The organism is Flavobacterium buctense, from assembly GCF_014486695.1.
GTDB lineage: Bacteria > Bacteroidota > Bacteroidia > Flavobacteriales > Flavobacteriaceae > Flavobacterium > Flavobacterium buctense.
The window spans coordinates 252,546-276,015 of record NZ_JACTAB010000001.1 but is presented as its reverse complement, the minus strand read 5'-3'; the positions used below and the strand labels follow the sequence as shown (position 1 = coordinate 276,015).

Sequence of the window (23,470 nt, the reverse complement as noted above, 5' to 3'; positions counted from 1 at the left end):
CTATGAAAAATTTATTAAAACTTTTGACCATTGCACTTTTTGCAACCTTTGCAAGTTGTGTAGATGAATCGTACGACAATCCTGATTTAAGCGGCGAATGTACAGATTTAACAGCCACCAAAGATGTGAGCTACTTCACTAATTTAGCGGCAACGTCTTATGCCCAACATACAGGCGATGACATTATTGAAGCTTATGTTACTTCAAGTGATGTTGGAGGAAACTTTTACAAATCCATTTCTTTTGTTTCAGTAGATGGAACCGTTGGATTCAGTGTTTCAGTAGATGATTACAATCTTTATACAAAATACGAACCGGGAAGAAAAGTATTTGTAAATATGAAAGACAGGTATTTCGTTAAAGAAAACAATTCAACAGTTATCGGGTCTTTGTACAATGGTAACACACTAGAGGATACTTCAGACGATGAAGTAGGTAGAATTTCTCCGGTAGAATACCAAAGTGTTTTAACCCGTTCTTGTACTAAAGTAAATGAAGACGAATTGGTGAACCATTTAACCATCGCTCAAACATTGAATAACAATAACATTAATAAGTTAATTGAGTTAGATAACGTTCAATTTACGGACGCTTCTTTAAACCAAAATTATTTTGATGAAGATGTATTCACGATTGGTGGTGGAACTAATCACAATGTGGTTGATGCTGCAGGAAATACACTTATCGTTAGAGTAAGTGAATATGCCACTTTTGCTTCCGCAGCTATTCCTTCAGGGAACGGAAAACTAAGAGGTGTTTTAACTAAATTCGGAAGTACTTTCCAGTTCATGATCAGATCTTTGGATGATGTTCAGCTAAACGGACCAAGAGTGCAACCATTGTTCGAAGAAACATTCACAACCAATTTTCCTAACTGGACAAAATTCAGTGTAATTGGCAACCAAGTTTGGTCATTAGATTCAGCAGGTAACCCAGGGAATTGTGCCAACATGAATGGTTTTTCAAGTGGTGCTCAAAACAATGAAGACTGGTTGATTTCACCATCAATTGACTTGACAAGTGTGCCATCAGCCAACTTGACTTTCCAAACAGTAAGACCATTCTCCGGAACAGCTCTTGCAGTATTGGTATCGACCAACTATTCAGGTTCGGGTACGCCAACAGCGGCAACCTGGACAACTCTGTCCGGGTTTAATTTAGCTACATCCGGTACCACTTGGAGAGATTCAGGCAACGTATCGTTAGCGGCATTCATCGGACAACCAAACGTACGCATAGCTTTCAAATATGTATCAACGACTGCCGGCGCTTCCCAATGGAAAGTTGACAATGTAAAAGTGCAATAAGTAGTACCAAAATACAATTATAAAAGTCTCGAGTAATCGGGACTTTTTTTATTTTATAAATTCATTACTTTTACGTACTTCAAAATGAAATCAAAATGAAATCAAAATGAAAAATATTTTTATTACCCTCATTAGTTTTATGGCCTTACAATCCACAGCCCAAGAAGTCCTTAGTCCGGAAACCCTATGGAAATTAGGAAGAGTAACCGCTTTAGGAATTTCAACCGATGGAAAAACTATCGTTTACAAAGTAGCCACACCATCAGTGGCCGACAACAAGTCAACTACTAAGTTCTACACCATTCCGGTAACCGACGGAACACCAACGGAAGTAGCTGACACCAAAGAAATAATGACAGACAAAAATGTTTCCCCGGATGGTTTGTATATTCTTTCGAGTCAAGAAGTAAAAACCGAAAACGTATTAGGAAAAGACATTCACTCCGATTTAAGCAAATCCGATGCACAAGTCTACAATGGTTTAGATTACCGCCATTGGGATACCTGGAACAACGGTACCCATAACCACGTTTTTTATGCTTTAAACAAAGGAACCAAAGCAAGGCCAATCGACATTATGCCTAACGAACCCTATGATAGTCCACAAAAACCTTTCGGTGGCGATGAAGATTACATTTGGTCTCCTGATAGCAAAAGCATCATCTACGTTTGCAAAAAGAAAGCGGGAACCGATTATGCCGTTTCTACCAACACCGATTTATACGAATACAACCTCGAAACCAAAACCACCAAAAACCTAACCGAAAACAATCCAGGTTATGATATGAATCCGGTGTTTTCCCCAACCGGAAACCTAACATGGTTGCAAATGAAACGTGACGGTTACGAAGCCGATAAAAACGATTTAATCGTTCGTTTCAAAGGAATCGACATGAATCTTACCGCCAATTGGGACGGCAGTGTCGATAATTTCCTTTGGAGTGTCGATGGTAAAAAAGTATATTTCACCGCAGCGGTTGACGGAGCCAAACATTTATTCGAAGTCAATTTCCCGGGTTTAACTAGAATTGCAGTTACCGTGAGACAAATCACTTCAGGCGATTTTGACGTGAATGACTTGGTAGGTTTCTCAGGCGATAACATCATCGTAACGCGCACCGACATGAACCACGCCAGCGAAATCTATTCGTACAACTTCAAGAAAAAAACTTGGCTACAACTCACCAAAACCAACGACGAGACTTACGCCAAATTGGCCTTACCCAAATACGAAAGACGTTATGTAACCACCACTGATGGTAAGAAAATGTTGGTTTGGGTAATTCTTCCTCCGAATTTTGACAAAACCAAAAAATACCCAACGCTTTTATACTGCCAAGGCGGACCGCAATCACCGTTAACCCAAACGTATTCTTTCCGTTGGAACTTCTCCTTAATGGCATCTCAAGGCTATGTAATCGTAGCGCCAAACCGCCGCGGCATGTACGGTCACGGACAAGCTTGGAACGAACAAATCTCTAAAGATTGGGGCGGACAAGTAATGGATGACTATCTCTCAGCGATTGATGATGTGGCCAAAGAAAGTTATGTCGATAAAACGCGTTTAGGTGCTGTTGGAGCGAGCTATGGCGGTTATTCAGTATTCTACCTCGCCGGCATTCATAACAACCGTTTTAAAACGTTTATTTCGCATTGCGGAGTTTTCAATTTAGAGAGTATGTACGGCACCACCGAAGAAGTCTTCTTCAACAACTGGGACCACGGCGGCGCTTATTGGGAAAAAGACAATGCTGATGCCCAAAAAGCCTATACCAAATTCAATCCAATAAAAATGGTCGACAAATGGAACACACCTATCTTAATCATCCAAGGTGGAAAAGATTACCGAGTGCCTATCGGGCAAGGACAAGAAGCTTTCCAAGCGGCTCAATTACGAGGCATCAAAAGCCGTTTCATGCTCTTCCCCGAAGAAAACCACTGGGTTTTAAAACCACAAAATGCTTTAGTATGGCAACGTGAGTTTTACAAATGGCTAAAAGAAACGCTATAATAATGAAAAACCCAACTTGAAAAAGTTGGGTTTTGTTTTTTTAATCAGGAGCGATTGGTTTGAGCATTCTTGCCATCCATATTCCCGCTTTCCGCGCTACACGGTAGCTAGCTACAATCGGGGCTAAAGGGAAAGCCGTTTTAATTTTTGGAAACTTAGCCCAACAAAAAACCCAACTCTCTCAAGTTGGGTTTCTATTTTCTATCTATTCCGGATCGTTCATTTTAAAACTTTCCATAAACTTCGTAGTGTAATTTCCGGCTACATAATCCGGCTCTTCCATCAATTGTCTGTGGAATGGAATGGTTGTTTTAATCCCTTCAATGTAAAACTCATCCAAAGCACGCTTCATTTTGTTGATGGCTTCTTCTCTGGTTTGCGCAGTTGTAATCAACTTGGCAATCATCGAGTCATAATTCGGCGGAATAGTATAACCAGCGTAAACGTGAGTATCTAAACGCACTCCGTGTCCACCCGGCGCATGTAAAACGGTAATTTTACCCGGTGAAGGACGGAAGTCATTGTACGGATCTTCAGCGTTAATACGACATTCTATAGAGTGCAATTGCGGTAAATAATTTTTACCCGAAATTGGCACACCGGCCGCAACTAATATCTGCTCACGAATCAAATCGTAATCAATAACTTGTTCCGTAATTGGGTGTTCTACTTGGATACGAGTGTTCATCTCCATAAAGTAAAAATTTCGGTGTTTGTCCACCAAGAATTCTACTGTTCCGGCACCTTCATATTTAATGAATTCTGCGGCTTTTACAGCGGCTTCACCCATTTTAGTTCTCAATTCGTCCGTCATAAACGGAGACGGCGTTTCCTCAGTCAATTTTTGGTGACGACGTTGCACCGAACAATCTCTTTCTGATAAGTGACAGGCTTTTCCATAAGAATCACCTACTACTTGTATTTCAATATGGCGTGGCTCTTCGATTAATTTCTCCAAATACATCCCGTCATTCCCAAACGCTGCCGCTGATTCCTGACGCGCACTTTCCCACGCTTTTAATAATTCATCTTCTTTCCAAACGGCACGCATTCCTTTTCCACCACCACCGGCAGTAGCTTTCAACATTACCGGGAAGCCCATACCTTTAGACAATTCTAAAGCTTGCTCGTAAGATTCTAATAAACCGTCAGAACCGGGAACACAAGGAACTCCGGCCGCTTTCATGGTCGCTTTAGCCGAAGCTTTGTCACCCATACGGTCAATCATTTCAGGCGAAGCACCAATAAACTTGATGCCGTGTTCCTGACAAATCTTAGAGAATTTCGCATTTTCAGACAAGAAACCATAACCCGGATGAATGGCATCGGCATTAGTGATTTCGGCAGCCGCAATGATATTCGACATTTTCAAGTAAGATAAATTACTTGGCGGTGGTCCAATACAAACGGCTTCGTCTGCAAACTTTACGTGTAAACTTTCCGCATCGGCCGTAGAGTAAACCGCCACAGTCTTGATGCCCATTTCTTTACAGGTTCTGATGACGCGAAGCGCAATTTCCCCTCTATTGGCAATTAATATTTTTTTAAACATCTTTTTAAGAATTTTAAATTAGAAATTTTAAATTTTAAATTATTATAATTGACAGCTTGCCATCATTTATAATTTATAATTCATAATTTAAAATAGTTTAAGATGGATCTACCAAGAATAACGGTTGGTCAAATTCTACCGGAGACATATCGTCTACTAAAATCTTAACGATTTTACCGGTGATTTCTGCTTCGATTTCGTTGAACAACTTCATCGCTTCAACTACACAAAGTACGTCACCTTTTTGGATAGTACTACCAACTTCCACAAATACCGGTTTGTCCGGAGATGGTTTGCGGTAGAATGTTCCAATCATTGGTGATTTTATAGTAACATATTTTGAGTTGTCATCAGCAGCAGGAGCAGCGGCAACCGGTGCAGCAGCAACTGGAGCAACAGCAGCAGGAGCAGCAATGGCTTGTTGCATTGGCGCTTGTTGCACATAAGTGATATCAGGTGAATTGCCTTCTAAGGTAGTTCGGATTGTAATTTTAATGTCACCTGTCTCTAACTTTACTTCAGCAACCCCGGAATTGGATACAAATTTGATTAGGTTTTGAATTTCTTTTAAATCCATAATTAGTTAGTTTTAGAATTAGTTTTATTGTTGTTTGTTGTATGCCCATTTTAAGTAGATAGAACCCCAAGTGAATCCACCACCAAATGCGGCAAAAATTAAATTATCGCCTTTTTTAAATTGATTTTCAAAATCACTCAACAGCAAAGGTAATGTAGCTGAGGTTGTATTGCCGTATTTTTGAATATTTACTAAGACTTTTTCTTCATCCAAGCCCATTCGGTTTGCAGTCGCATCTATAATTCTTTTGTTAGCTTGGTGTGCAATTAACCAATTGACATCGTCTTTGGTTAAGTTGTTGCGCTCCATTATTTTTTCACTAACATCTGCCATGCCTGAAACGGCGTATTTGAAAACGGTTTTTCCGTCTTGAAAAACAAAGTGCTGTCCGTTGGCAACCGTTTCGGCTGTTGGAGGAAGGATTGAACCACCGGCATCAATTTTTAGGTATTCTCTACCGATTCCGTCGCTTCTTAAAAATTCGTCTTGAAGACCTAAACCTTCATAGTTTGGTTCAAATAAAACCGCACCTGCACCATCACCAAAGATGATACAAGTAGCTCTATCAGTATAATCAATGATGGAAGACATTTTATCGGCACCAATTAACAGTACTTTTTTGTATCTTCCTGATTCTATGTAAGCTGCAGCATTCGACATGCCAAATAAGAAACTCGAACAAGCCGCTTGTAAATCATAGGCAAAAGCGTTTACCGCACCAATTTGACTAGCTACGTAAACACCTGTGGCTGCGACCGGCATATCCGGAGTTGCCGTAGCCATAATAACCAGGTCGATTTCTTCAGGATTGATATTGGCTTTGGAAATTAAATCTTGAGCGGCTTTGATGGCCATATGTGAAGTGCCTTTACCTTTTTCTTTTAAAAGCCTTCTTTCGTTGATTCCGGTGCGAGTGGTAATCCATTCGTCATTGGTATCAACCATAGTTTCCAGTACTTGATTTGAGAGTACAAATTCCGGAACATAAGCTCCAACTGCGGTTATTGCGGCTGTAATTTTAGTCATAAAAATGGTATTTTTCCAGTCGATTTTGTTAAATCGTAAAGTTGTGGAAATTACAAAAAAATTTTATACCTAAGCTGATTAGGATTGGATATTTGCTAAAATTAATGAAAACAAAAAACTCCCATAAAGTGGGAGTTTGTTTTGTAAAAAAACCTTAATTAAGCAACAGCTACTGATTTATCAATAACAACTTGTCCTCTGTAATACATTTTTCCTTCATGCCAGTATGCTCTGTGGTATAAATGCGCTTCACCGGTTACCGGGCAAGTAGCGATTTGAGCAACAGTTGCTTTATAATGAGTTCTTCTTTTGTCTCTTCTAGTTTTCGAGATTTTTCTCTTAGGATGTGCCATTGTACTATATTATTTATCCGTTAATAGTTGTTTTAATTTGTCCCAACGCGGGTCAATATCATCTTCTTTTTTTACTTCTTTTACTTCTTTAACTTGTAATTCGTTTAGTTTTTTCAATGCTTCTGTTTGTAATGTGCCGTCTTTTACACCGGGATGAACTCTTTTGAGAGGCACAGACAATACAATCATTTCATAAATGTATTGCGATAAATCTATTTGATGTTCGCCATGAGGCAATATCAATAATTCATCATTATCATTGTTGAATTCTTCACCAAACTGTACTACCAATTTAATTTTTCCTTTGATAGGTAAATCAAATGGTTCTCCGGTTAAGTCACAGGGAACGTTTACAGTTCCTTTGTGTTTAAAGCTGATTTCCAACATAGTTGATTTTTTGTCTAAGACAACCTCTACGTCAATATCACAACTTTCGAATTCATCAAAACTAAATTCGTCAAAGAACTTTTTGTTTATTTTAAACTCAAACTGATGCTTTCCTAATTTTAACCCTACAAAAGGAATTAAATATTCATTTGTACTTTTCATCTAAACAACAATTTGACCCGACATTTCGGGAGTGCAAAGATATAAAATTATTGGAATTCCAATAACCTTATGAACATTTTTTTGTTTATAACTGTTTTTCTTTTGTTTTCAAGGGGTTCTTGCTGATTTCCAAGTGTTGAAATCTAGAATTATAGATATCAATCGCTGTGTAAACCGCTTCCTTAAATGAATTGTAATCGGCAATTCCTTTTCCGGCGATTTCATAGGCCGTTCCATGATCGGGAGATGTCCTGATTTTATTTAAACCGGCGGTGTAATTTACACCATTCCCAAAAGACAAAGTTTTAAACGGAATCAATCCTTGGTCGTGATAAGTAGCAATTACTGCATCGTATTTATCATATTGGTTGCTCCCAAAAAAACCATCGGCAGCAAATGGGCCAAAAACCAAAGTGCCTTTTTCAAATAATTTTTTTAATGATGGTTTCAAAATTTCGTCATCTTCTTTGCCAATCACGCCATTGTCTCCTGCATGTGGATTCAAAGCTAAAACTGCAATTTTAGGTTTGTTAATACCAAAATCTTGAATCAAAGATTGTTTGATGGTTTCTACTTTTTGAATGATTAATTTTTCAGTCAAATGTTTGGCTACCTCGTTTACAGGAATATGGTCAGTCAATAAACCTACTCTTAAGTTGTCCTGAACCATTAACATCAAAGCATTTCCTTCTAATTCTTGGTCTAAATAATCAGTATGTCCCGGAAATTTAAATTCTTCGGATTGTATATTATATTTATTAATAGGCGCTGTAACTAAAACGTCAATATGATTTTCTTTTAAAGCTTTGGTAGCAGCGACAAATGATTTTATGGCATACTTTCCGATGTTTTCATCATTTTGCCCAAAATTCAAATCAACACCTTCTCGCCAAATATTCAACACATTGATTTTACCAACAACCAATTGCTCAATCTTATCAATACCGTGCAACGGAGCAGTGAGTTCCAAAGTTTTTTTGATAAACGAAAGCACTTTTACATTGGCAAAAATAACCGGTGTGCAAAGCTCCAGCATCCTGGAATCTTCAAAAGTCTTAAGGATTACTTCGCTTCCAATACCGTTTAAATCTCCAATTGAAATCCCAACGATGATATTTTCTGCTTTTTTCATAAGAAGGACTAGTTATTTATTGCTAATTTTGAAGTGCAAATTTAGTAAAATAAAACCATAATGTTTACAGGAATAATTGAAACCCTTGGAATAGTCAAAGAAATTAAAAAAGACCAGGATAATGTTCATATAACGGTTTCTTCTGCCATAACTCATGAGTTAAAAATTGACCAAAGTGTAGCTCACAATGGTGTTTGTCTCACTGTAGTAGCCATCAATAATGACGAATACACTGTAACGGCCATTAGAGAAACTATTGAAAAAACCAATCTTGCGGATTGGCTAGTTGGTGATTTGCTCAATTTAGAACGCGCCATGAAATTAGGAGATAGGCTAGACGGACATATAGTTCAAGGGCATGTGGACCAAACCGGAATTTGTAAATCAATTGAAGAAGCGAATGGGAGTTGGTATTTTACTTTTGAATACGATAAACAATTAAACAATATTACCATTGAAAAAGGATCAATCACGGTAAATGGAGTTAGTTTGACTGTTGTGAATTCTAAAGAAAATGAATTTAGTGTAGCAATTATTCCTTACACTTATGAACACACTAATTTTAAATCGTTCAAAATAGGCACAAAAATAAATTTAGAATTTGATGTTGTGGGAAAATACGTGGCACGATTGTCTTCTTTGAGGCACTAATTTTTAAAATTCGTGCATTTATAAAGAAAAAAGCATCCTTTTAACGGGATGCTTTTTTTATGTTCAATTGGTAAATTTTGTATAATCCGAAGGCTAATGAAATGGCCATCAATATCAATACACCTCCGTCCAAAGGCAAGCCAGGCGGGGGTGGCGGCAGTGATGGTTGCGGTGGTTCAGCAGGCGCAGCATGGCTTGCGAAACTCCACAAAAGCAAAACCAGAATGGTAATTATTCTATTCGGGACAATTTTCATAGTGCGTAAAAGTATAAAAAAAATCTAATCTCCAAAATAAATTAAATATTTAATCCATTATGTTAATAGAAATTTAATGTCCAAAAGTACTGATTCTAAAGTGAATTAGTATTTTATTTCTAAAAATTATGACATAATCCTATTTCTAATTAACGAAAATTTCCCTTTATGGGATTTTAAATTAGATAAAAAAGACCTCAAAAGGAGGTCTTTTTTACTGTGGTCCCACTTGGGCTCGAACCAAGGACCACCTGATTATGAGTCAGGTGCTCTAACCAACTGAGCTATAGGACCGGTTTACTTCACTGACTTTTATTGGTTTTGGAGTTCAGTGAATAAAGCCATGGCTTTATTTAGAGGTTGCAATATTACTACTATTTTTGTTTCGTTGCAACTATTTTTAGCGGATTTCTTGACAAAGTTCAATCAAAACGCCGTTAGTGCCTTTTGGATGTAAGAATGCAACCAGCTTATTATCAGCACCTTTTTTAGGCGTTTCATTTAAGATGGTGAAGCCTTCATTTTTTAAGCGTTCCATTTCAGAAAGGATGTCTTCTACATCAAAAGCGATGTGGTGAATGCCTTCGCCTTTTTTTTCTAGAAATTTAGCAATTGGGCTTTCTGGATTGGTGGCTTCGAGGAGTTCAATTTTGTTTGGCCCGTTCAGGAAAAAAGAAGTTTTTACGCCTTCACTGGCGACTTCTTCTTCTTTATAAGGCGGATTTCCGAAGAGTTTTTCGAAAAGCAGGTTGGAAGTTTCCAGGCTTTTTACGGCGATGCCGATATGTTCTATTTTTCTCATTTTATGGAGTTACTGAGTTGCTGAGGGACTGAGTCGCTGAGCAGATTAAAAATTCAAAGATAAGGATTTCACAAATTAGCCCTGATGGAAGTGGCATCCTTTTTACGGATTTTTAGCCGGAAAAAGATATAACGGACAGCAGGAATAGCTCCTGAAAAAAACTCAGTTACTCAGTTGCTCAGTTACTTTCTAACTTAAAAGTTGTATTTTTGCCCCATGGAAACGAACAGACAGAAAAAAATTGGCAGTGTATTGCAAAAGGATTTGGTAGATATTCTTCAAGGAGAAGTGCGTAAAAACGGTATTTCTAACTTGGTGATTTCAGTTTCAAAAGTAAGCGTGACTACCGATTTGTCGATTGCCAAAGTGTATTTGAGCGTTTTTCCACAAGATAAGGCTAAAGATTTATTGGAAGCCATTAAAACCAATGCGCCTTTGATTAAGCATGATTTATCGCAAAGAGTAAAACTACAATTGCGCAAAGTGCCGAATTTAGCTTTTTATATCGACGATTCGTTGGATTACATTGAAAAAATTGACAATGCTTTGGCCGGAAAAGAAAATCCGATTGAAAACCGCGACCTTTTAGACAAACGCAAGAAATTCTAATTTGAACTTTTCGCTATACATAGCCAAACGATACCTTTTTAGCAAAAGTAAAAACAATGCTATTAATATTATTACGGGTATCGCTTCGGTAGGAATTATTGTTGGCGCCATGGCTTTGTTTGTGGTGCTTTCTGTTTTTAGCGGATTGCGGGTTTTTAGTTTGTCTTTTTCCAATGACTTTGATCCCGATTTAAAAGTCAATCCCATTTCAGGAAAATCTTTTGTTATTTCACCCGAACAAGAATCCCAACTCAAAAGCATGGAAGGCGTTGCTTCTTTCAGTAAAGTTGTGGAAGAACGAGTGCTTTTCTTTTTTGACGGCAAAGAACAAGTGACTTATTTAAAAGGTGTCGATGCCAATTTTACCAAAACCAATGTGGTAGATCAAAATTTGATTAATGGAAAATGGTTAGAGCCCAATACGGTTCAGGTTGTTATTGGTTATGGAATTTCAGAGAAATTGTCTTTAGGCCTTTTTGATTTTAATAATCCGTTTGAGGTTTATGTCCCGAGAAAGGGCAAAGGCGTTATTGAAAGTGAAGCCGAAGCGTTCAACAAAGCCAAGTTGATTCCGATAGGAATTTATGCCATTAGTGAAGATTTAGATAGTAAATATGTGTTTTGTGATTTGATTTTGGCGCAATATTTATTAGAATTAAAACCGAATCAGATTTCGGGTGTGGAGATTAAGCTGAAACCCAATGTTGATGAAGCGAATGTCATTGAAAAACTGAATACACTTTTTCAAAATAAAGTCGACATCAAAAACAGAGCGCAGCAAAACGCGACTCTATACAAAATGTTGAACACCGAGAATATAGCGGTGTATTTGATCTTTACTTTGGTAATCATTATTGCGCTTTTTAACTTAATAGGAGCGCTAATTATGATGGTTTTGGATAAAAAATCTAACTTGAAAACACTCTACAATTTGGGTTCAGAAATTAAAGATTTGAAGAGAATTTTCTTGTTGCAAGGCAGTTTACTGAGTGTTTTTGGCGGTATTATCGGATTGCTTTTGGGAATAATTATTGTGGTGATTCAGCAACAGTTTAGTTTGGTTATGATCACTGAAACCTTGGCTTATCCGGTGGTTTTTAGTGTTCAAAATGTGTTGATTGTTTTCTTGACAATCATCTCTTTGGGTTTTATTTCCAGTTGGATTGCGAGTAGTAGAGTAAGCAAAAAGTTGTTGGATTAAACAAACTGAAAACCCGAATATACATCTTGAATTTCGTCCAAAGCTTTGAATAATGCTTCAGCGGATTCTAGGGTAACCAATTTTAAACGGTGTTCCTTGAAGTTGGGAATTCCTTTAAAATAATTGGTGTAATGACGGCGCATTTCTACAATCCCAACGCGTTCTCCTTTCCAATCCATTGACCAAGTTAAATGATTTCTGGCGGCTTCGACTCTATCGGTCATTGTGGGTTGTGCCAAATGTTCTCCGGTTTTGAAGTAGTGTTTGATTTCGTTAAAAATCCACGGATAACCAATCGCAGCGCGACCAATCATCATCCCGTCTAAACCGTATTTGTTTTTGTATTCCAATGCTTTTTCGGGCGAATCAATATCTCCGTTTCCGAAAATAGGCATGGTAATTCTTGGGTTTTCTTTGATTCTTTGAATGTGCGACCAATCTGAATGACCTTTGTACATTTGGGCACGGGTTCGGGCATGAACCGTCAAAGCTTGTACCCCAATATCTTGTAAACGTTCGGCAACTTCATCAATATTGATGGAATTTTCATCCCAACCCAAACGCGTTTTTACCGTAACCGGAAGCGAAGTTCCTTTGATAACAGCTTTGGTCAAACGCACCATCAAATCGACATCTTTTAAAACTCCGGCACCGGCGCCTTTGCAAACTACTTTTTTAACCGGACAGCCAAAATTAATATCCACTAAATCAGGTTGTACTGCATCAACAATTCTTGAAGACATCTCCATCGCTTCTTCATCACCACCAAAAATCTGAATGCCAACAGGACGTTCGTAATCGAAAATATCCAATTTCATTCGGCTTTTCATCGCATCGCGAATCAGGCCTTCGGAAGAGATGAATTCTGAGTACATCAAATCAGCACCGTGTAACTTACAAAGTCTGCGGAATGGAGGATCGCTCACATCTTCCATAGGCGCAAGTAGCAAAGGGAAATCAGGTAATAAAATGTTGCCGATTTTGGGCATGCTTTAATTTTTTTTGGCAAAAATACGATTTTTAAGAGAATAGAAGAAAGACAAACGAACAAAGACTTTTTTTGCGTTTTGAAACTGATGAATTTAGCCTATATTTGCCGATTAAACGCAAACGTGTTTTTGCCCACCCGAGGCCATAAGCCGAACAGAGCGCAGCTAAAAAATGACAGATTTACGAAGATGAAGCATATTAGAAATTTTTGCATTATTGCACACATTGACCACGGAAAAAGTACGCTTGCGGACCGATTGCTTGGTGCTACACAAACCGTTACTGCTCGTGAAGAGAAAGCCCAGTTGTTGGACAACATGGACTTAGAACGCGAGCGTGGCATTACCATTAAGAGTCACGCCATTCAGATGGAATATAAGTACAAAGGCGAAGATTATATTCTGAACCTTATTGATACTCCCGGACACGTTGATTTCTCCTATGAAGTTTCTCGTTCCATTGCCGCATGTGAAGGTGCGCTTTTGATTGTTGATGCTGCGCAAAGTATTCAGGCACAAACCATTTCTAACTTGTATTTAGCTTTAGAAAACGACTTGGAAATTATTCCGGTCTTAAATAAAGTGGATTTGCCAAGCGCTAATCCGGAAGAAGTTAGCGATGATATTATCGATTTATTAGGTTGTAAATTGGAAGATATTATTCATGCTTCGGGTAAAACCGGTTTTGGCGTGGAAAATATTTTAGCTGCCATTATTGAAAAAATTCCGGCACCAAAAGGAAACAAAGACGAGCCTTTACAAGCCTTAATTTTTGATTCGCATTACAATCCTTTCCGAGGAATCGAGGTTATTTTCCGTGTCAAAAACGGAGAAATAAAAAAAGGTCAAAAAATCAAATTCATGGCGACCGGCAATGAGTATTTTGCCGATGAAGTAGGTACTTTGAAGTTAAATCAAGTTCCTAAGAATGTCATTTCTACAGGAGATGTTGGCTATTTAATATCAGGAATTAAGGAAGCGAAAGAAGTAAAGGTTGGTGATACTTTAACCGATGCTAAAACGCCAACTACCAATATGATTACAGGATTCGAAGATGTTAAACCAATGGTTTTCGCCGGAATTTATCCTGTAGATACTGAAGATTACGAAGATTTACGTGCTTCGATGGAGAAATTGCAATTGAATGATGCTTCCTTGGTGTTTACTCCGGAAAGTTCAGCCGCTTTAGGGTTTGGTTTCCGTTGTGGATTCTTAGGAATGCTGCATTTAGAAATCATTCAAGAACGTTTGGAACGCGAATACGATATGACCGTAATTACTACGGTTCCCAACGTTTCGTATATGGCTTACACCAAAAAAGAACCTACTACGCCTTTTGTAGTGAATAATCCTTCTGATTTACCTGAACCTTCTCGTTTAGATAGAGTGGAAGAACCATTTATAAAAGCTACTATCATTACCAAATCTGATTATGTTGGAAACGTAATGAGTTTGTGTATTGAAAAGCGTGGTGTGATTACCAATCAAACTTATTTAACGACAGAAAGAGTAGAATTGAATTTTGACATGCCATTGGCGGAGATTGTATTCGATTTTTATGATAGATTGAAAACAGTTTCCAAAGGCTATGCGTCGTTTGACTATACGCCAATTGGTATGAAAGAATCCAAACTGGTTAAATTAGACGTGTTGTTAAACGGACAATCGGTTGATGCGCTTTCGGCTTTGATTCATGAAAGTAATGCTTACAATATTGGTAAAAAAATGTGCGAGAAGTTGCGTGAATTAATCCCAAGACAACAATTTGACATTCCGATTCAAGCTGCGATTGGGGCAAAAATTATTGCTCGTGAAACAATCAAAGCGTTGCGTAAAGACGTTACCGCCAAGTGTTATGGTGGTGATATTTCGCGTAAGCGTAAACTGTTGGAAAAACAGAAAAAAGGAAAGAAAAGAATGCGTTTAGTAGGCAATGTTGAAATTCCACAAGAAGCGTTTATGGCCGTTTTAAAATTGAATGATTAAATAATTGACTGAGTTGCTGAGTAACTAAGTAGCTGAGAATATAGAAGAAACCCAATGGCGAAAGTTGCTGGGTTTTTTGTTACTGAATACCTTCAAATAATTTCACGGCGTCTTCTTTTTTGAAAAGCTGAGTGCCTTCGTTCATAGTAGCTGCTGTTCCGCAGGAAACACCCCATTGCAGGACTTCTTTTAAGGTTTTATTTTGTGACAAAGCCCAAACCATTCCACCGACCATGCTGTCTCCGGCGCCTACCGTACTTTTCTTTATAACTTTTGGCGCAGCCACAAATTCGGTTTGGTTTTTTGAGACTAAAATGGCGCCTTCTGCTCCAAGTGACACCACTACAATTTCAGCACTTCCTTTTTTGATTAAGGTTTTGGCTGCTTTTTCTACTTCGGGTAATGCTAATCTTTCTGCTCTGATTAATTTGGCCAATTCACCAATGTTGGGTTTAATTAGATAAACGCCTTTGTCCAGCACTTTCTGCAATGCTTCGCCTGAAGTATCTACAATTACTTTTATTCCGGAAGCTTTTGCCGTTTCAGCGATTATTTGATAAAAATGGGTTGGTAAACCTTCATTTAAACTTCCGCTGAGGACTAAATAATTGGTTTTTATTTCTTTGATGGTTTCGATTACGGTTTCTTTTTCGGCTTCTGTCAGTTCATTTCCGGGAAACCCAAATCGGTATTGTGCTTTAGTTTGGTTTTCAAAAGCGATGAAATTTTCGCGGGTCCAATTTTGTGTTGGAATAACTTGGCTTTCAATGCCTTCGTTGTTTACTAATTCTTCTAACATTTTGCCAGACGAACCGCCCGAAGTATGGATACAAAGAGAATTTCCGCCAAGTTTGGCAATCGCTTTGGAAACATTTATTCCGCCACCGCCGGCATCGTATCTTGGTTTGTCACAACGGATTTTTTGTTCAGCCACTAATCCGGAAAAATGAGTGCTTTTGTCTAATGAAGGATTGAGGGTTAGCGTTATAATTTGGTGTGATTTCATGGTAAAAATTTATTCCTATAAAGTTGCAAATAATCAACGAGAATCTGTGCAAACTATGGCTAAAAAACTTTGTAACTTTGCAACCTAAAATCGAGTAACTATGTTAGAAGATAAAACACCGCAACGTACCTCATTATCACAATTGGGTGAATTTGGTTTGATAGACCATTTGACTAAAAATTTTGATGTAAAGCAACCTTCGACCTTGAAAAGTATAGGCGATGATGCCGCTGTTTTAGATTTTAAAGATAAAAAAGCAGTCGTTTCCACTGATTTGTTGATTGAAGGAGTGCATTTTGATTTGTCTTATATGCCATTGCGTCATTTAGGTTATAAGGCGGTTGTAGTGAATGTTTCCGACATCTGCGCTATGAATGCAAAACCATCTCAGATAACCGTTTCAGTAGCGGTTTCAAATCGTTTTCCGCTGGAAGCCTTGGAAGAACTGTTTGATGGGATTGCTTTGGCGGCGAAATTTTATAATGTGGATGTTATTGGAGGCGATACAACTTCTTCTCAAAAAGGATTAATTATTTCGATTACTGCCATTGGGGAAGCGAATGAAAACGAACTTGTTTACAGAGATGGTGCGAAAGAGGGCGATTTACTGGTGGTAACAGGTGATTTAGGTTCAGCTTACATGGGATTACAGGTTTTGGAACGCGAGAAACAAGTCTTTCAGGTAAACCCAAACAACCAACCCGATTTGGATGCGTATACTTATTTAATTGAGCGCCAATTAAGACCGGAAGCGCGTCATGACATAAGAATTTTATTGGAAAAACTAGAAGTTAAACCGACTTCGATGATTGATATTTCGGATGGATTGTCTTCGGAGATTATTCATATCTGTAAGCAAAGTAAAGTCGGCTGTAATTTATACGAAGAGAAAATTCCGGTTGACCCACAGTTTATTAATGTTTGTGAAGAGTTCAATATTGATTCGACAACTGTTGCGATTAATGGTGGTGAAGATTATGAATTGTTGTTTACAATTGCCATAGAAGATTTTGATAAAATCAAAGCCAATCCTAATTTTACGGTTATTGGTCATTTAACACAAGAAAGCGAAGGCATACACTTAATTACCAGAGCTAATACCAAAATTCCTTTGAAAGCCCGTGGTTGGGACGCTATGGAAGCATAAAAAAAGCGATACCCGAAAGTATCGCTTCCCCCTAAGTCTTGTAAATTAAGTAGTAGTTTTAAGTTTTATAACTACTGGATTAATTCTACAAATACTAACCCTGAAATCATTCAGCTAAGTTAGTCATTGTAGCTAAGCGTTTAATTACGGTTTCCCGCATATTTGTTACGGTTTCCCGTAATATCGTTAAATGACACCTTTATTCTTGGCTTCTCTGATTAAATCAACATCTGTTCCGCCTGCAACTTCCAATATTTCGCGAATATTTAGTTTTCTTTTTTCGATAGCGCTTAAGGAAAGCGGTATATAGGTTGGTAAATCTTTAGTTTTTACCCCTTTTGATAAGTGGAATAGGATTTGTTTGTCAAAAACGTCTAATTCGATATTATTGTATTGGGCTTGACCGACTAATTTAATTACGGTTTGGCTGTAATAACTTTCGTCGTTAATGATTTTATCAAAAGCAAAAAGCAACTCGTCAAAAGTCAAGTCGTTTTTAATGATTAAGCCACTTGGATTGATGTTTTTGATGATGTTATTTATCTTAAGTAATTCGGTGTGCATGGTCAACAAAATCACTTTGCATTCCGGCATTTCGGTTTTCATCAACATGGCTAAATCTTCTCCGGAGTAGATTCCTTTTTCGGCATATTCCGGCATACTGATGTCAAAAAAAGCAATATCAAATTTTTTAGTTGCATCAATAATATTCTCGTAGCCCGATTTACAGTTGTTGGCTTGGGTTACCACAAAATCAAAGCCTTTTTGGCCATATTTATTAATGGCATTTTTGTAGGCTTCGATAATAAAGGGATGGTCGTCTACGATTAAAATTTGGATAGGGCTTTTCATTCTTGTTCTACAATTATAGGTTGTTTTGTTTCGATTGGAATAGTAATTACAATTTTGGTTCCGTTGTCTTTTTTAGAATTGATGTCGATGATTCCTTTGCAATCATTGGTTCGGGATATCATGTTTTGCATGCCGATTCCTTTACTTTTCTTATTGACATCGAATCCAACGCCATCGTCTTGGATTTTCAAATATACATTTTCTTCATCGCCTTTTATCTCTACCAAGATGTTTTTAGCATTGGCATACTTATTAATATTTTGCAAACCTTCTTGTAGGATACGGTATAAATTGATTTTGATGGCGTTACCTATTTTATCCCAAACTACATTTTCATCAATAGTATAGTTGACATTCACTTCAAATGCCGTTTTTTGTTCTTCTAATAAATTGTGAACGATAGAAACAAAGTTATTAATTAAAACTTGTTTTTCTCTATTTAAGTCGTGGGATATTTCGCGGATGTCTTGTTCGATGGTTTTGAGTTCGTTTAATAATTCGAAACGTTTTCGAACCGCATCTTCTTCAGTACTGGAATTTAAGCTGTCTAAGTTTAAGCGCAAACCAAACATTCTGCCCAGAACACCATCGTGTAAATCTTGAGCCAAACGCTTTTTCTCCTTATTTCGACTTTCATCAATAATAGCTTGTTGTGACATCATGAGGTTGTAAATGTCTTCGTTGGCTTTTTGTTGGGCTTGTTTGTACAATAACTCCCTAGTTCTCGCTCTTTGTGCTCTAACGACAAACAATAGGACTACCAAGATGAATGAAACCACAAATACATAGAGAAGGTTTCTGTTACTCTCGGCTAAACCTTCGTTTTCTTGAATGATTTCGTCGGTTTCGAGTTGGATCCGTGCGAATTTTTCTTGTGATTTTCTTTCAACTTGTTGAAGACTATCATTAATCCTGATGTAATTTAACGAGAGTTTCTTAGCTTCTTCTGGAGGGAAGACTAAAGAACTTTGTTTTAAAGAGCTAAGAATATCAACTGGCAACTTCGTCAATTTTGATAGATTTACAGCTCTCGTAGAGTAAATTCTTGCTTTTTGATAATCTTTTTTTTCTGCGTAAAATTCAGAAAGATGATTTAAGCTATAAATAGAACTTGAGTAAAGTTTTAAACTATCACTTATATTCAATGATTCTAAAAACATTTTAGGTAAATCCCTATTGTCCTTAATTTTTAGTTTGCAATAAGCTAAATTGTCGAGTAATAAAACATATAAATCAGGTGTGTCGACTAATAAATTTTTATTTGATAATGCTAAATTGAAATAAGTTATAGCTTCATTATATTTTTTTTGTAGTTTATAGGTATGACCTATATTATTCAAACAAGTTGCTTTTGGATGTTGATTATTATCTATTTTATATTTTTCAATTATCTCAAGAGCATTTTTGTGGTAATTAAGCGCTTTTTCATACTCATTTAATTCATTGTTTATGTTTCCAAGAACTGTTAAATTCAAATAGATTTTATATTTATCGTCTTGTTTCTTGAGAATATTATATGCTTTTATTGCTGTTAAGTCAGCTTTGAGAAAATCATTTGCAAAATATTGCGTAACACTTTTGTTTAGTAGAACATTACCTAAATTTTCTTGATCATTAATTTTACTATAAATTTTTTCAGACTTACCATAAAAATAAAAAGCACTATCAAAAACAATATTATTTTTTAAATAACTTGCTTTAAAACGGTAGGCATTAGCAATGTTGAGAGAGTCATTTGAGAGAATTGAATTTTCAAGTAAAGATTTATAAACATAATCAAACTTATAATATTCCTGATTTAATACTTGAAAGGATATTATTGAAAGGAGAACTTCCCTTTTTTCAAGTGAATTTTCTTTGTCTTCAATGTATGACAAAGTTTTTTTTACAACTTGTTTTTTTTGTTCAAGATTTTTTCTGTCATCTGATAACTCTTTACTAAAATAAGATAAACTGTCTTTAGTTTTATTTAAACCAAGGTTAGTTGTTTTTTTTTGTTTACATCCCAAAAAAAACAGCATTATAATTATAAATAATCCTTTTTTCAAAGTTGTCTTTTTTATAAAAGGTAAATATATACAATAAAAAAAAGCTACCAAGAAATCTTGATAGCTTAAATAATATTTTTTTAATTTTTTAGTTTACGCTTGGCATAACAGATCCTCTTTCTAAATTGAATCCCATACCTCCTGGAGTTCTACCACCTGTTTCAAGAGTGTAACCCATACCTCCTGGAGTTCTACCACCTGTTTCAAGAGTGTAACCCATACCTCCTGGAGTTCTACCACCTGTTTCAAGAGTGTAACCCATACCACCTGGAGTTCTACCACCTGTATCTACTGGAGTGGTAAATGAAGTAACTACAAGCATTAAAGCCAATAGTCCGAAAGTTGTTGCTAATTTTTTCATAATTTGAGACTTTTTATTGTTAATGTTTTTGTTTCGTTTTAATGAGTGTGGGCTTTAAATGATTTGAGGGCTTTCACACTTTCACGATGTAAAACTAAAAAGGATGTCTCTGGGAATCCCTATATATATTGGTGTTTATGGTAGAATGACCTCGTTTGTGAGTGAATGATAGTCAAATTCGGGTGGATGATTTTGGCAATTTTCCTAAAAATGTTGATAATTTTCAGGATATGTTAACAACGTTGTTTAAAGAAGTTGCGATTGAGGCATATTTTAAAGTTGCAAACAGCAATATTATTCTCTTGGGAGTAAAAGAATATATCTCGACTATTCAATTAGTCAATTTTGGGAATTGTGATATGGATAGAAGTTCCTAGGTTGGGCTGTGAAGTAATTTTAAATTTACCATTTAAATTTTTTATGCGGTGCTTCATATTTTCTAACCCAATTCCATTTTCAGATCGGGATGGCTTTAACCCAATTCCGTTGTCAATAATCGAGAGGTTTATTTTATGGTCATCCATTACAATATTGATTTCGGCATTCTTCGCTTTGGCGTGTTTGATAATGTTGTGGCTAGCTTCTTGTGTAATACGGTACAAATTCATCTTCTTGCTATTGGAAACGTTATTCCAATCCATGGCATCATTGAATTCAAGTTTAAACAATGTCTTGGTTGTTGCGTTCAGGTCTTCCGTTAAGTTGTTTAACAGCTTGCTGAAGCTATTGGAGTCTGAAAAGGAATCTTGGTTTAAATCATGGGCAACATTCCGAATCTCGTTTTCTATACTTTGAATGCTCTTGATGTAGTCTAAGCATTTTTTAACCGTCCCTTCATCATGACTAATGGATAATATGGAAAGATTAAGCCGAGTGCTGACCAGCTTATTTAAAATCCCGTCATGCAATTCAAGTCCGATTCGCTTTTTTTCTAATTGACGTACTTTTTCTTCTTTATCCTCTTGGACAAGCATGAGTTGGTATATTTCTTCACTGGCATTTTGTTCGGTTTGTTTTAACCGGAATTCTTTTTGTTTTAATCTTTGGCGGGCAATAATAAAAATCAAGAAACAAATACAAAAAAGAAGAGCAGCGATTAAAATCAGAATTGATTTCTGTTTAACCGCAGTGTCTTTTTGTTGTGCTATTTCGTCTGTGTCTAACTGAATTTTATAATATTCATTTCTGGCGGTTCTTTCCGCAAATAGCATACTGTCGTTAACCCGATGGTACTCTTTAATGTAATTAGGTGCTTTCTTTGAGTTGATACTTCCGGCATGACTTAAGGCGGTTAAGTAGTAATAAGAAGCTTTTGATTCTTTAGCTAATTTTAAAGCTAGTTCAGCATGAAAATTAGCTTTTAACGAATCACCTTTTTTGGAAAAATATTCAGACAGATTAATATTACAGATAGCATTCTCATCTTTTAACCCGATACTATCAAAAATTTTTTGTGCCTTTACAAATAAATTTTTTGTCCCTTTTTGATTTGTTTTTAAATAACAATAGCCCAAATTATTTAACAATAACCCATATAATACAGGGTCTTTTTCAGTTATTTTTTTTTCTTTCAGGGCGAGGTTAAAATAAAATATCGCTTTTTTAAAGTTATTTTGTTCTCTATAAACATTTCCAATATTGTTTAGACAAGTTACTTTAGGGTTTTTTTCAACATAATCATAATCATCAATTTTATCAATTAAATTCATTGCATCTTTATAGCATTTTATGGCATTCTCATTTACACCTATTGATTGATAAATATTACCAAGTGAAATTAAACTTTTAAATTCTTTATTATAAAATTTTTTTTCTTTAAAGTAATTATGTGCTTTTTTAGCAGAGAGTTCACCTCCTAAATAGTCGTTTATGTTGTTTTGTATAAATGATTTGTTGAGATTTATTAGAGCAATCTCATATTTATTATCCAAAAATTGAAAAATCTTTTCAGCTTCAATGTAATTGTAAAAAGCAGAGTCATTTGCGTTCTTAAAATGATGATAATGCCCTTTGTATTTATAATATCTTGCAATTCCTAAACTATCATTTTTTTCAAAAACTTTGATTTTGTAATGGTTTATTACTTTTTCAAAACTTTGAAAATTATTTGCTTTTAAATATAAATAATTAACTCTACTCAAATATTCCCTACTCAAACTATCATTCCTCTCCAAATCCAAAAACCCTAATGCTTTATCATTGTACTTTATTCTTTTATCAAAATCTAAAGTATCATTCCCGGCTAAGTCAAGGTATTTTTGAATAGAGTCGTTGGTGGCGTTGCTTGTTTTATGGGTTGATTTAGAGTTACAACCTAAAATGATGATTAAAATAAGTATAAAAAACCCAGCGCTTTTGTTCATGTAGCCAATTTAATTAAAAATATAATTATCCTATTGCTATTGCCAGCAATTGTGTTTGAAGCTTTTTTGCAGAAGCGATTATTGAAGAATGAGCTGCGGTAATAGAACCCGTTATGGTACTCGACTCATTCTTAGAAGTAATGGTGAATGAGATTTCAATGGTAAGTAAAGGTTCTTTTTCTTTTTTATTAGTAGGATGAGATACTGTGATTTCGTTTAATATTTTCTCAGTATTTTCATTAAAGTCAATAACAGAATCAAATTCATAGGTAATGGTTTCTTCACCGGTTTTTATTTTTAAATAAGCATATTCTTGTTGGTCGCTATCTTGGGCAAAACCTAAAGAAGAAAACAGTACAAAGAATAGTATAATAAATAATGGTCTCATAAATCAGTCATCGGTTAAAACAATACAGCCCGAGCTTTAAGTCGTCCAAACATCAAAGCCAAGGCTGCATTTAGGTTGGTTTTTGCATACTCCTGTTTAATAACAAACCCAAAATAAACAGAACAAATTTCAATTAATTTTCACCAAATATGATACCACTCAGATTTAGCTACATGTCAAGATGGTGAGTCTTGCTTTTATTACCCATAATAAAATTGAGTTTTTTATTGAGGTAAAATTAATGGATGAAAATGACTTTTAGGTACACTAAAAGTGTACATTTTTCTAAAATCGATAAAAATGT

Annotated in this window: 22 protein-coding genes and 1 tRNA gene; 8 read left to right on the top strand and 15 right to left on the bottom strand. The window is 36.2% G+C overall.

What is annotated here, in order from left to right; translation table 11 throughout:
* Positions 1-2: 2 nt before the first annotated feature.
* Positions 3-1,307, top strand: coding sequence for a DUF5689 domain-containing protein (locus ICG50_RS01125; protein WP_187659071.1), 1,305 nt, complete (start codon positions 3-5; stop codon positions 1,305-1,307).
* Between the two features lie 106 nt (positions 1,308-1,413).
* Entirely contained in the window at positions 1,414-3,318 is a 1,905-nt protein-coding gene (locus ICG50_RS01120) for a S9 family peptidase (protein WP_187659070.1), read from the top strand.
* A 205-nt stretch (positions 3,319-3,523) separates the two neighbouring features.
* Here the strand turns inward: ICG50_RS01120 and accC are convergent, their stop codons facing one another.
* From accC to pdxA, 6 genes are all read right to left on the bottom strand, one after another.
* Entirely contained in the window at positions 3,524-4,870 is a 1,347-nt protein-coding gene (accC, locus tag ICG50_RS01115; RefSeq protein ID WP_187659069.1) for an acetyl-CoA carboxylase biotin carboxylase subunit, read from the bottom strand.
* A gap of 97 nt (positions 4,871-4,967) precedes the next feature.
* Positions 4,968-5,447, bottom strand: coding sequence for an acetyl-CoA carboxylase biotin carboxyl carrier protein (gene accB, locus ICG50_RS01110; protein WP_187659068.1), 480 nt, complete (start codon positions 5,445-5,447; stop codon positions 4,968-4,970).
* A gap of 24 nt (positions 5,448-5,471) precedes the next feature.
* On the bottom strand, positions 5,472-6,473 hold the full coding sequence (locus tag ICG50_RS01105; protein ID WP_187659067.1) for a beta-ketoacyl-ACP synthase III: 1,002 nt from the start codon (positions 6,471-6,473) through the stop codon (positions 5,472-5,474).
* 158 nt (positions 6,474-6,631) lie between these two features.
* Positions 6,632-6,826 carry a 50S ribosomal protein L32 gene (gene rpmF / locus ICG50_RS01100; RefSeq protein ID WP_121312109.1) on the bottom strand — a complete coding sequence of 65 codons (195 nt, stop codon included), beginning with the start codon at positions 6,824-6,826 and terminating at the stop codon, positions 6,632-6,634.
* 9 nt (positions 6,827-6,835) lie between these two features.
* On the bottom strand, positions 6,836-7,375 hold the full coding sequence (locus ICG50_RS01095) for a YceD family protein (protein WP_187659066.1): 540 nt from the start codon (positions 7,373-7,375) through the stop codon (positions 6,836-6,838).
* A gap of 85 nt (positions 7,376-7,460) precedes the next feature.
* Positions 7,461-8,507: a 4-hydroxythreonine-4-phosphate dehydrogenase PdxA gene (gene pdxA / locus ICG50_RS01090; RefSeq protein WP_187659065.1), complete on the bottom strand. Its 1,047-nt coding sequence runs from the start codon at positions 8,505-8,507 to the stop codon at positions 7,461-7,463.
* Positions 8,508-8,567: 60 nt separating this feature from the next.
* Here pdxA and ICG50_RS01085 point away from each other — a divergent pair, with 60 nt between their 5' ends.
* The gene (locus ICG50_RS01085) at positions 8,568-9,158 is read left to right on the top strand and encodes a riboflavin synthase (RefSeq protein WP_187659064.1); all 591 of its coding nucleotides are present in this window, start codon (positions 8,568-8,570) and stop codon (positions 9,156-9,158) included.
* 77 nt (positions 9,159-9,235) lie between these two features.
* Entirely contained in the window at positions 9,236-9,442 is a 207-nt protein-coding gene (locus ICG50_RS01080; RefSeq protein WP_187659063.1) for a hypothetical protein, read from the top strand.
* Positions 9,443-9,634: 192 nt separating this feature from the next.
* Here ICG50_RS01080 and ICG50_RS01075 read toward each other — a convergent pair.
* Positions 9,635-9,708, bottom strand: a tRNA-Ile gene (locus ICG50_RS01075).
* Positions 9,709-9,814: 106 nt separating this feature from the next.
* Complete coding sequence (gene mce, locus ICG50_RS01070; RefSeq protein ID WP_187659062.1) at positions 9,815-10,216, bottom strand: methylmalonyl-CoA epimerase; 402 nt, start codon at positions 10,214-10,216, stop codon at positions 9,815-9,817.
* Between the two features lie 216 nt (positions 10,217-10,432).
* Here mce and rbfA point away from each other — a divergent pair, with 216 nt between their 5' ends.
* Positions 10,433-10,825, top strand: a complete 393-nt coding sequence (rbfA, locus tag ICG50_RS01065; RefSeq protein WP_171221360.1) for a 30S ribosome-binding factor RbfA — start codon at positions 10,433-10,435, stop codon at positions 10,823-10,825.
* A gap of 1 nt (position 10,826) precedes the next feature.
* Complete coding sequence (locus ICG50_RS01060) at positions 10,827-12,026, top strand: FtsX-like permease family protein (RefSeq protein WP_187659061.1); 1,200 nt, start codon at positions 10,827-10,829, stop codon at positions 12,024-12,026.
* Here the strand turns inward: ICG50_RS01060 and dusB are convergent.
* Positions 12,023-13,015 carry a tRNA dihydrouridine synthase DusB gene (gene dusB / locus ICG50_RS01055; protein ID WP_187659060.1) on the bottom strand — a complete coding sequence of 331 codons (993 nt, stop codon included), beginning with the start codon at positions 13,013-13,015 and terminating at the stop codon, positions 12,023-12,025. The two genes, ICG50_RS01060 and dusB, sit on opposite strands and share 4 nt — an antisense overlap.
* A gap of 189 nt (positions 13,016-13,204) precedes the next feature.
* Here dusB and lepA point away from each other — a divergent pair, with 189 nt between their 5' ends.
* Positions 13,205-15,001, top strand: coding sequence for a translation elongation factor 4 (gene lepA / locus ICG50_RS01050; RefSeq protein ID WP_187659059.1), 1,797 nt, complete (start codon positions 13,205-13,207; stop codon positions 14,999-15,001).
* Positions 15,002-15,080: 79 nt separating this feature from the next.
* On the opposite strand, the gene ICG50_RS01045 is transcribed toward lepA, so the two are convergent.
* Complete coding sequence (locus tag ICG50_RS01045) at positions 15,081-16,007, bottom strand: 1-phosphofructokinase family hexose kinase (RefSeq protein ID WP_187659058.1); 927 nt, start codon at positions 16,005-16,007, stop codon at positions 15,081-15,083.
* 100 nt (positions 16,008-16,107) lie between these two features.
* Between ICG50_RS01045 and thiL the strand changes: the two genes are divergently transcribed.
* Positions 16,108-17,154 carry a thiamine-phosphate kinase gene (gene thiL, locus ICG50_RS01040; protein ID WP_187659057.1) on the top strand — a complete coding sequence of 349 codons (1,047 nt, stop codon included), beginning with the start codon at positions 16,108-16,110 and terminating at the stop codon, positions 17,152-17,154.
* Positions 17,155-17,340: 186 nt separating this feature from the next.
* Here the strand turns inward: thiL and ICG50_RS01035 are convergent, their stop codons facing one another.
* The 5 genes from ICG50_RS01035 to ICG50_RS01015 form a co-directional block, all read right to left on the bottom strand.
* Positions 17,341-18,006, bottom strand: coding sequence for a response regulator (locus ICG50_RS01035; RefSeq protein ID WP_187659056.1), 666 nt, complete (start codon positions 18,004-18,006; stop codon positions 17,341-17,343).
* Entirely contained in the window at positions 18,003-20,054 is a 2,052-nt protein-coding gene (locus ICG50_RS01030) for a tetratricopeptide repeat-containing sensor histidine kinase (protein ID WP_187659055.1), read from the bottom strand. The genes ICG50_RS01035 and ICG50_RS01030 overlap by 4 nt, the downstream gene beginning before the upstream one ends.
* Before the next feature lie 88 nt (positions 20,055-20,142).
* The gene (locus tag ICG50_RS01025; protein WP_187659054.1) at positions 20,143-20,415 is read right to left on the bottom strand and encodes a hypothetical protein; all 273 of its coding nucleotides are present in this window, start codon (positions 20,413-20,415) and stop codon (positions 20,143-20,145) included.
* A 335-nt stretch (positions 20,416-20,750) separates the two neighbouring features.
* A complete protein-coding gene (locus tag ICG50_RS01020; RefSeq protein ID WP_187659053.1) occupies positions 20,751-22,778 on the bottom strand; it encodes a tetratricopeptide repeat-containing sensor histidine kinase in 2,028 nt (675 codons plus the stop codon).
* 25 nt (positions 22,779-22,803) lie between these two features.
* Positions 22,804-23,166: a hypothetical protein gene (locus ICG50_RS01015; protein ID WP_187659052.1), complete on the bottom strand. Its 363-nt coding sequence runs from the start codon at positions 23,164-23,166 to the stop codon at positions 22,804-22,806.
* Positions 23,167-23,470: the final 304 nt, after the last annotated feature.

What these genes read in the sequence shown, in the direction of transcription:
- ICG50_RS01020 (WP_187659053.1), bottom strand. Translation starts at nt 22,778, where the DNA reads ATGAACAAAAGCGCTGGGTTTTTTATACTTATTTTAATCATCATTTTA.
- ICG50_RS01085 (WP_187659064.1), top strand. Translation starts at nt 8,568, where the DNA reads ATGTTTACAGGAATAATTGAAACCCTTGGAATAGTCAAAGAAATTAAA.
- ICG50_RS01105 (WP_187659067.1), bottom strand. Translation starts at nt 6,473, where the DNA reads ATGACTAAAATTACAGCCGCAATAACCGCAGTTGGAGCTTATGTTCCG.
- ICG50_RS01120 (WP_187659070.1), top strand. Translation starts at nt 1,414, where the DNA reads ATGAAAAATATTTTTATTACCCTCATTAGTTTTATGGCCTTACAATCC.
- thiL (WP_187659057.1), top strand. Translation starts at nt 16,108, where the DNA reads ATGTTAGAAGATAAAACACCGCAACGTACCTCATTATCACAATTGGGT.
- pdxA (WP_187659065.1), bottom strand. Translation starts at nt 8,507, where the DNA reads ATGAAAAAAGCAGAAAATATCATCGTTGGGATTTCAATTGGAGATTTA.
- dusB (WP_187659060.1), bottom strand. Translation starts at nt 13,015, where the DNA reads ATGCCCAAAATCGGCAACATTTTATTACCTGATTTCCCTTTGCTACTT.
- accB (WP_187659068.1), bottom strand. Translation starts at nt 5,447, where the DNA reads ATGGATTTAAAAGAAATTCAAAACCTAATCAAATTTGTATCCAATTCC.
- ICG50_RS01025 (WP_187659054.1), bottom strand. Translation starts at nt 20,415, where the DNA reads ATGAAAAAATTAGCAACAACTTTCGGACTATTGGCTTTAATGCTTGTA.
- rpmF (WP_121312109.1), bottom strand. Translation starts at nt 6,826, where the DNA reads ATGGCACATCCTAAGAGAAAAATCTCGAAAACTAGAAGAGACAAAAGA.
- rbfA (WP_171221360.1), top strand. Translation starts at nt 10,433, where the DNA reads ATGGAAACGAACAGACAGAAAAAAATTGGCAGTGTATTGCAAAAGGAT.
- ICG50_RS01125 (WP_187659071.1), top strand. Translation starts at nt 3, where the DNA reads ATGAAAAATTTATTAAAACTTTTGACCATTGCACTTTTTGCAACCTTT.
- ICG50_RS01045 (WP_187659058.1), bottom strand. Translation starts at nt 16,007, where the DNA reads ATGAAATCACACCAAATTATAACGCTAACCCTCAATCCTTCATTAGAC.
- ICG50_RS01095 (WP_187659066.1), bottom strand. Translation starts at nt 7,375, where the DNA reads ATGAAAAGTACAAATGAATATTTAATTCCTTTTGTAGGGTTAAAATTA.
- ICG50_RS01015 (WP_187659052.1), bottom strand. Translation starts at nt 23,166, where the DNA reads ATGAGACCATTATTTATTATACTATTCTTTGTACTGTTTTCTTCTTTA.
- mce (WP_187659062.1), bottom strand. Translation starts at nt 10,216, where the DNA reads ATGAGAAAAATAGAACATATCGGCATCGCCGTAAAAAGCCTGGAAACT.
- ICG50_RS01035 (WP_187659056.1), bottom strand. Translation starts at nt 18,006, where the DNA reads ATGAAAAGCCCTATCCAAATTTTAATCGTAGACGACCATCCCTTTATT.
- accC (WP_187659069.1), bottom strand. Translation starts at nt 4,870, where the DNA reads ATGTTTAAAAAAATATTAATTGCCAATAGAGGGGAAATTGCGCTTCGC.
- lepA (WP_187659059.1), top strand. Translation starts at nt 13,205, where the DNA reads ATGAAGCATATTAGAAATTTTTGCATTATTGCACACATTGACCACGGA.